The sequence below is a fragment of the Chryseobacterium sp. DZ-32 genome (assembly GCF_059587025.1).
Window position 1 is genome coordinate 205,828 of sequence record NZ_JCAIOM010000010.1, and the last position, 6,000, is coordinate 211,827.

The 6,000-nt window shown below is 36.0% G+C and carries 6 protein-coding genes; all 6 read right to left on the reverse strand.

Going from position 1 to position 6,000, the window contains the following annotated elements; genetic code table 11:
* Positions 1 to 242 precede the first annotated feature (242 nt).
* Positions 243 to 1,340 carry a glycosyltransferase family 4 protein gene (locus tag AC59HC_RS13410; RefSeq protein ID WP_496558790.1) on the reverse strand — a complete coding sequence of 366 codons (1,098 nt, stop codon included), beginning with the start codon at positions 1,338 to 1,340 and terminating at the stop codon, positions 243 to 245.
* The gene (locus AC59HC_RS13415; RefSeq protein ID WP_496558791.1) at positions 1,337 to 2,113 is read right to left on the reverse strand and encodes a polysaccharide deacetylase family protein; all 777 of its coding nucleotides are present in this window, start codon (positions 2,111 to 2,113) and stop codon (positions 1,337 to 1,339) included. The genes AC59HC_RS13410 and AC59HC_RS13415 overlap by 4 nt, the downstream gene beginning before the upstream one ends.
* A 1-nt stretch (position 2,114) precedes the next feature.
* Entirely contained in the window at positions 2,115 to 3,044 is a 930-nt protein-coding gene (locus AC59HC_RS13420; protein ID WP_496558792.1) for a glycosyltransferase family 2 protein, read from the reverse strand.
* Between the two features lie 5 nt (positions 3,045 to 3,049).
* Positions 3,050 to 4,219, reverse strand: coding sequence for a glycosyltransferase family 87 protein (locus AC59HC_RS13425; protein ID WP_496558793.1), 1,170 nt, complete (start codon positions 4,217 to 4,219; stop codon positions 3,050 to 3,052).
* A 29-nt stretch (positions 4,220 to 4,248) separates the two neighbouring features.
* The gene (locus AC59HC_RS13430) at positions 4,249 to 5,061 is read right to left on the reverse strand and encodes a 2,3,4,5-tetrahydropyridine-2,6-dicarboxylate N-succinyltransferase (protein ID WP_089691708.1); all 813 of its coding nucleotides are present in this window, start codon (positions 5,059 to 5,061) and stop codon (positions 4,249 to 4,251) included.
* Positions 5,062 to 5,133: 72 nt separating this feature from the next.
* A complete protein-coding gene (locus AC59HC_RS13435) occupies positions 5,134 to 5,742 on the reverse strand; it encodes a methyltransferase family protein (protein ID WP_496558794.1) in 609 nt (202 codons plus the stop codon).
* Between the last annotated feature and the right edge of the window lie 258 nt (positions 5,743 to 6,000).

The following is a 6,000-nucleotide window of genomic DNA, read 5'->3' on the forward strand; positions in this document are numbered from 1 at the left end:
GCCTTTTTGGGTCCGAGCAAATAAAAACTGATCTGTTGAAATTTCTGAGGAGAATTCAGGAAACAAAAAAACCGTCTATTTACTCAGACGGTTTTAATTATTTTTGATTTTAGCACATACTTATATCAATCAATTCCGTCTAGCAGAGATGATGATGATAATGATGTAATGCTAAAAATATTGGTTTCATTGTTTGAATTATGATGCAAATGTAGGATTTATTTTTAAAATGCAAAGTTTTTTCAGAGAATTTTTTGATAAAAATTTATCAGCTCCTTTGCAATGGGTTCGTCATTAAACTTCTGAACAAACTCGAAACCCTTTTCTTCACGGCGTTTTCGCTCGGATTCATTTTCCCAGAGAAATTTTAATTTGGCTCGGATATCAAGATCGTTCTCAGGATTCACATACACAGAGTCTTTTCCACCTGCTTCAGGCAGACAACTGGTATTGCTGGTAACGACAACAGTTTTCGAGAAAAGTGCCTCAATGACAGGGATTCCAAAGCCTTCAAAGAAGCTAGGATAAACAAAAATATCTGCCAGTTTATAGAGACAGGCCAGCTCATCCATAGAAACGCCTTCAAGGAAAAGCACCTGTTTTTCCATTTTGTTTCTTTTCAGAAAGCGTTCTATTTTCTGATAGTATCCGGTTTTTCGTCCCACCACAACCAATGGAATTTCTGTACCGTTGATCGCTTTTACAACATTCAGAAGATTTTTGCGGTCTTCGATGGTTCCAACATTCAGTACAAACCTTTCGGGAAGCTTAAATTTCTCTTTGACAGCTTTCATCAATTCCGGAGACTGCTGTTCTTTAAAAGCATGATGACAGCCCTGATAAATGACTTCAATTTTAGTTTCAGAAACTTTTAAATACTGAATAATATCTCTTTTGGTCTGTTCCGAAATCGCAATGATTTTATCAGCGGTATCAACTGCTTTTTTGAATTTCCAGAAATGGATTTTCCTGTCAAAAAAAGAATAATACTGCGGATATCTTACGAAGATCAGATCATGAATGGTAACGACCTTTTTTATAGGTTTTGAATCCCATTTTAAAGGAAGTTCACCCGATAATCCATGGAAAATATCTGAGTCCTGCTTCTGGGCATCTTTACCCATTTTCAGCTGACGTGAAAAGTTTCCTTTTGAGGTTTCAATAAAGTGAACATTCGGGCGTTCCAGAATATCTTTCCCTCTCTCGGACTTATTTTTGTTCAATAACAGATATTCATTCTCCGGTTCATATTCGGAAAGAATTCTTACAAGATCTCTCGAATAGTTTCCCAGGCCGGATGTATTGTGGAAAAACCGTTTGGCATCAAAGGCAATCTTCATCGTTGGATCTGTTTTTGAAATTCCTGAAATGTGCCAAATGTATGGCCTTTTTCTTTCAGCCAGCCTACAAACGAATCAAACCTTTCCACCATCTCTTTTCCTGAGTTTTTTACCGTAAATCCAGGAAGTTTAAAGGTATCATCTTTAATTTCTGCAAATTCCCAAGGATGGAAATAAATATTCAGATAATTATCCTTTTTCAAGGTGTCCGAAGCCAGTTTTTTGTAGAAAAACAAAGGGAAATTGTGAAAGCTTAGCCAAAACAAAGGAATTCTGAAGTTAGGAGAAACCGAAGCCGGAATCTGCGTTACATTTCCTTCTTTGAAATACGTCCTTGATACTTTTAAATTATTATATCTTCCCGGCAAAAATGTAGGGTTGATGGAGGAATTGTATGCGTATCCTGCTTCTTCCACTGCTTTTTCATCTACCGGCATCATTCTCGGCATTCTTAATCCGGTCACCTTTGTGGAAAATAATTCTTCCAGCCTTTCTCTTGATTCTTTCAGGTGTTTGTCTTCAAATTCTGAATGAAACCATGTGTGAGAGGCCAGCTCATGACCTTCATGTAGCAACCTTTCAATAAGATGTTTGCTGTTTTCTGCAAAAACTACCGTGGAAAAAAAGGTAGCTTTGGCATTATGTTTTTTAAGGATATCGAGGATTCTCTCCAATCCTGTCTGTGAAATTGAAATCTGCTTTTCAAAGGGAATTTCACCCTTATATTCTAATGGCATATCAAATTCTTCAATGTCAAAACTCAATAAAACCATTCTAAAAATTTTTGTTTTTAATAATATAATTAGGCCTGTCTTTCACCTGTTTAAATATTTTACCTAAATAAATTCCCATGATTCCAAGGATAATCAGCTGAAGTCCTCCAAAGAAAACAATGGTCATAATCAAAGATGCCCAACCGGAAATCTCTGTTTTGGCAATAAATGAATGAATTACGTAGGCTCCATATCCGATTACTGAAAGTGCTGAGAATAAAAAGCCCAGATATGCTGCCAGATAAAGGGGTTTTACACTGAAAGCAGTGATTCCCGTAAAGGCAAAAGTAAACATTTTTTTAAGATTGTAACTGCTTTTCCCTGATAGTCTTTCTGCTGCAGTAAAATCGATTCCTGTTTGTTTGAAACCCATCCAGCTCGTTAATCCTCTAAGGAACAGATCGTCTTCATTAAAATTTCTCATCACTTCAACTGCACTTGCATCCAATAGTCTGAAATCTGAGCCGCCGCCTTTTGTTAAGTTAACATCTGAAAGGCTTGATAAAAGCTTGTAAAATAAGTCTGATGTTTTTCTTTTAAAAAAAGAAATCTCTTTAGGATAAGTTCTAAAAGTAAAAACAACATCATAGCCTTCTTCCCATTTCTGAATCATTTCCGGAATAAGCGCCGGCGGATGCTGAAGATCTCCATCCATAGAAATGACTGCATTTCCGTGGGCATTGTCCATACCTGCCTTTACAGCCGGCTGGTGTCCGAAATTACGGGAAAATTCGATGAATTTCACTTCATCATACTGACTGGAAAGTTCTTCTAATTTTTGCTGGGTATTATCTCTGCTGCCATCATTGACAAATATGATTTCAAAGTCGTAATTTCTTAAGCCATCAAAAACTTCTTTAATTTTCTGATGAATCATTACGACATTTCCTTCTTCGTTATAGGCGGGAATTACAATTGAAATTTTCTTCATATGTATTAATTCAGGCTGTAATTTTTCTCAAAATCTTTAGTCAGAAGTTCATAAGTCACTCTCAACCAGATCACAATACAAGGTACGGCTTTTAATGAATATTTAATGATATAATTCTCTTTTACAAATTTCGGGAAAAGATCCGAAGTGGAGAAACAGGTAAAAATAATGACAAAAACAAGCAATCCAATAATCAATGGTGTTCTTTCTTTCTGAAGGAAAAACCAGATCAGCACTCCTACCACCGCAATAATATAGGTTGGAGACTCTGAACTGGAACTGAATAATACCAAAAACAGTAATGTTGAAGCCAGAATCATCAGTTGGAATGCATAGTGTTTATACTGTTTAATTCTGATGTAAGGCAAAACAAAAAGTGGTAGTCCGCCTGCTAAAAATACAAGATTTGAAATAGATGCATCCCCTAAAATTCTTCTGACAAAGCCCATTAAAGAGATGTCCTGCATATTTCCAAGAACCTGATTTTCATTATTCTTCTCTACAATAGACTGAAACCAGTCTGAGTAGCACTGAATCACAAACTGCGGACTTGAATACGCCATTGGAAGCACGAAAAATAATAGGGCAATAGCAACTCCTGAAAGAATAAATTTAGTTTTGTTTTTAATAAAGAAAAACTGCGTTAGTCCTACAATTCCGTAGATTTTCACAAATACCCCAATTAAAATTGCGGTTACAGATTTTACTTCTTTTCTTTCGTAAATATATACTGCGGATAACAGCAAAAGTCCTGTCAACGCTACATTAAACTGAAGGCTTAATGCTGCTGTAATGTATTCCTGAAGACAAAGCAGCCCGAAAATCGCTTTCTTGCTGTCTGAAAACGGCAGTTTATAAATTCCGTAGATAAAGATGAAAGTATTGGCAATATTCCAGAGTGAGATTCCCAGCCAATCCGGCATCATGGCAAACGGCGCGATCAATACACTGAAAAATACACCATAATGATTCAGATCAAAATAAAGATCAGGATAATGGATAAATAAGTTTTTCTGATAAATGGTATTAAAGAATACATTTTTAAAAATCAGATAATTATTGATCGCATAATCTCCTCTCAGGTATTTGGAAATTGCTGTAACAACGGATATAATAAGATAAACCCCAAATATATATTTAGGGTTTAATAGTATTTTAAGAAATTTTTCTTTCAAGATTGTGGTATTAGATTAAAATATTAATCTTAAACGGCTACATTATTCTCTCTCAATGCGTCATTCAGAGATGTTTTCTTATCTGTAGATTCCTTTCTCTGACCGATAATCAAAGCACATGGAACCTGATATTCTCCAGCCGGATACTGTTTTGTATAGCTTCCTGGAATAACTACTGAACGTGCAGGAACTCTTCCTTTGATTTCAACAGGTGTATCTCCTGTAACGTCGATAATTTTTGTAGAAGCGGTCAATACTACATTAGCACCCAATACAGCTTCTTTTTCTACGTGAACTCCTTCCACAACGATACATCTTGAACCGATAAAGCAGTCATCTTCAATGATTACCGGAGCTGCCTGTAACGGCTCCAATACTCCACCGATCCCAACACCTCCACTCAGGTGAACATTTTTACCGATCTGTGCACAGCTTCCTACTGTTGCCCATGTATCTACCATTGTTCCTGAATCTACATAAGCTCCAATGTTTACATAAGAAGGCATCATAATTACTCCGGGAGCAATATAAGCTCCTTCTCTGGCAACCGCATGCGGTACAACTCTCACTCCTTTTTCAGCATAATTTCTCTTTAAAGGCATCTTGTCATGAAATTCAAACGGACCTACTTCAATAGTTTCCATTTTCTGGATCGGAAAATACATTACTACCGCTTTTTTCACCCATTCATTTACCTGCCATCCATTTTCAGTAGGCTCTGCTGTACGAAGTTCACCCTTATCAACCAAAGAAATAACCTCTCTAATTGCCTTCTGGCTGTCTTCATTCTGCAATAAATCTCTGTTGTCCCAGATATTTTCAATAGTTTGTTGTAACGACATGTTTCTTATTTAAAATTATACCGGCCAAAGATACAAAAAAGTTCAGCAAAACTGTTTTTAACATTAGTTTAATTAATAGCCCAGCATACGCTTCACTCTCTTTTTATAGGTCACATAAATTTCTCCGTGTTCCTTTAGCAGGAACTCTTCTTCAAGCCTGATTTGAATCTGCATTAAAATATTTCCCGTCAGAAGAAAAGAAAAAGTAATGACAGTAGGAAAAACAAGGAAAAAACCAAACAAACTCACAGTCATTCCCAAAAAAATGGGATTTCTTGAAAATCTGAATAAACCATGAGTGATCAAATCTGTTTTCATTGTACTATCGATACCAATACGCCATGAGTTTTTCATTTGCAGTTGTGCTGTAATCACCCAAATCAAAGCAGAAATCATGATAACAAGCCCTATATATTTTAAAGCTTCAGGTTCCGGAATATTGATTTTAAAAGCCGGAAAAATGTCTTCCGGGAAGAGTAACAAAAGTATTGTATAGATAAACAAGGCTAACAAAATCAGCTTAAAGTATAATCCTACCAATCCGTAGGCAGAATCATCTTTGGGAAGGACGTTAGGGCTTTTACCAATCCGTTTTGCGATTCTGTAACTTATTCCCACAAAGGAAACAGTAAAAAAAATAGTAAAATAAAAGGGAATGAAGAATCTGATGAAATCTGTCATAATGATAATAGTTTTGGACAAATTTCATAAGTTTTGGGATGCAATGCTATTGCAATGACAAGAATATTATTGATTTGCAGAAATGCGAAATTGTAAACCTGGAAATTCGCCTCCACCGGAGGGGTGTCAAAAATTCTCTGAATTTTTGACGGGGTGATTAAAGAATATAGTTATAAGTTTTGGCTCCTATGTTTGCAAAAGAATAAATTTACATACAAAGCAAAAGGGGTGAGAGAACAGTTTTGGCTAAATAACTCA

Bases quoted from the DNA above. Each gene is read 5' to 3' on its own strand.
- AC59HC_RS13435 (WP_496558794.1), bottom strand. From the start codon at position 5,742: ATGACAGATTTCATCAGATTCTTCATTCCCTTTTATTTTACTATTTTT.
- AC59HC_RS13430 (WP_089691708.1), bottom strand. From the start codon at position 5,061: ATGTCGTTACAACAAACTATTGAAAATATCTGGGACAACAGAGATTTA.
- AC59HC_RS13415 (WP_496558791.1), bottom strand. From the start codon at position 2,113: ATGGTTTTATTGAGTTTTGACATTGAAGAATTTGATATGCCATTAGAA.
- AC59HC_RS13420 (WP_496558792.1), bottom strand. From the start codon at position 3,044: ATGAAGAAAATTTCAATTGTAATTCCCGCCTATAACGAAGAAGGAAAT.
- AC59HC_RS13410 (WP_496558790.1), bottom strand. From the start codon at position 1,340: ATGAAGATTGCCTTTGATGCCAAACGGTTTTTCCACAATACATCCGGC.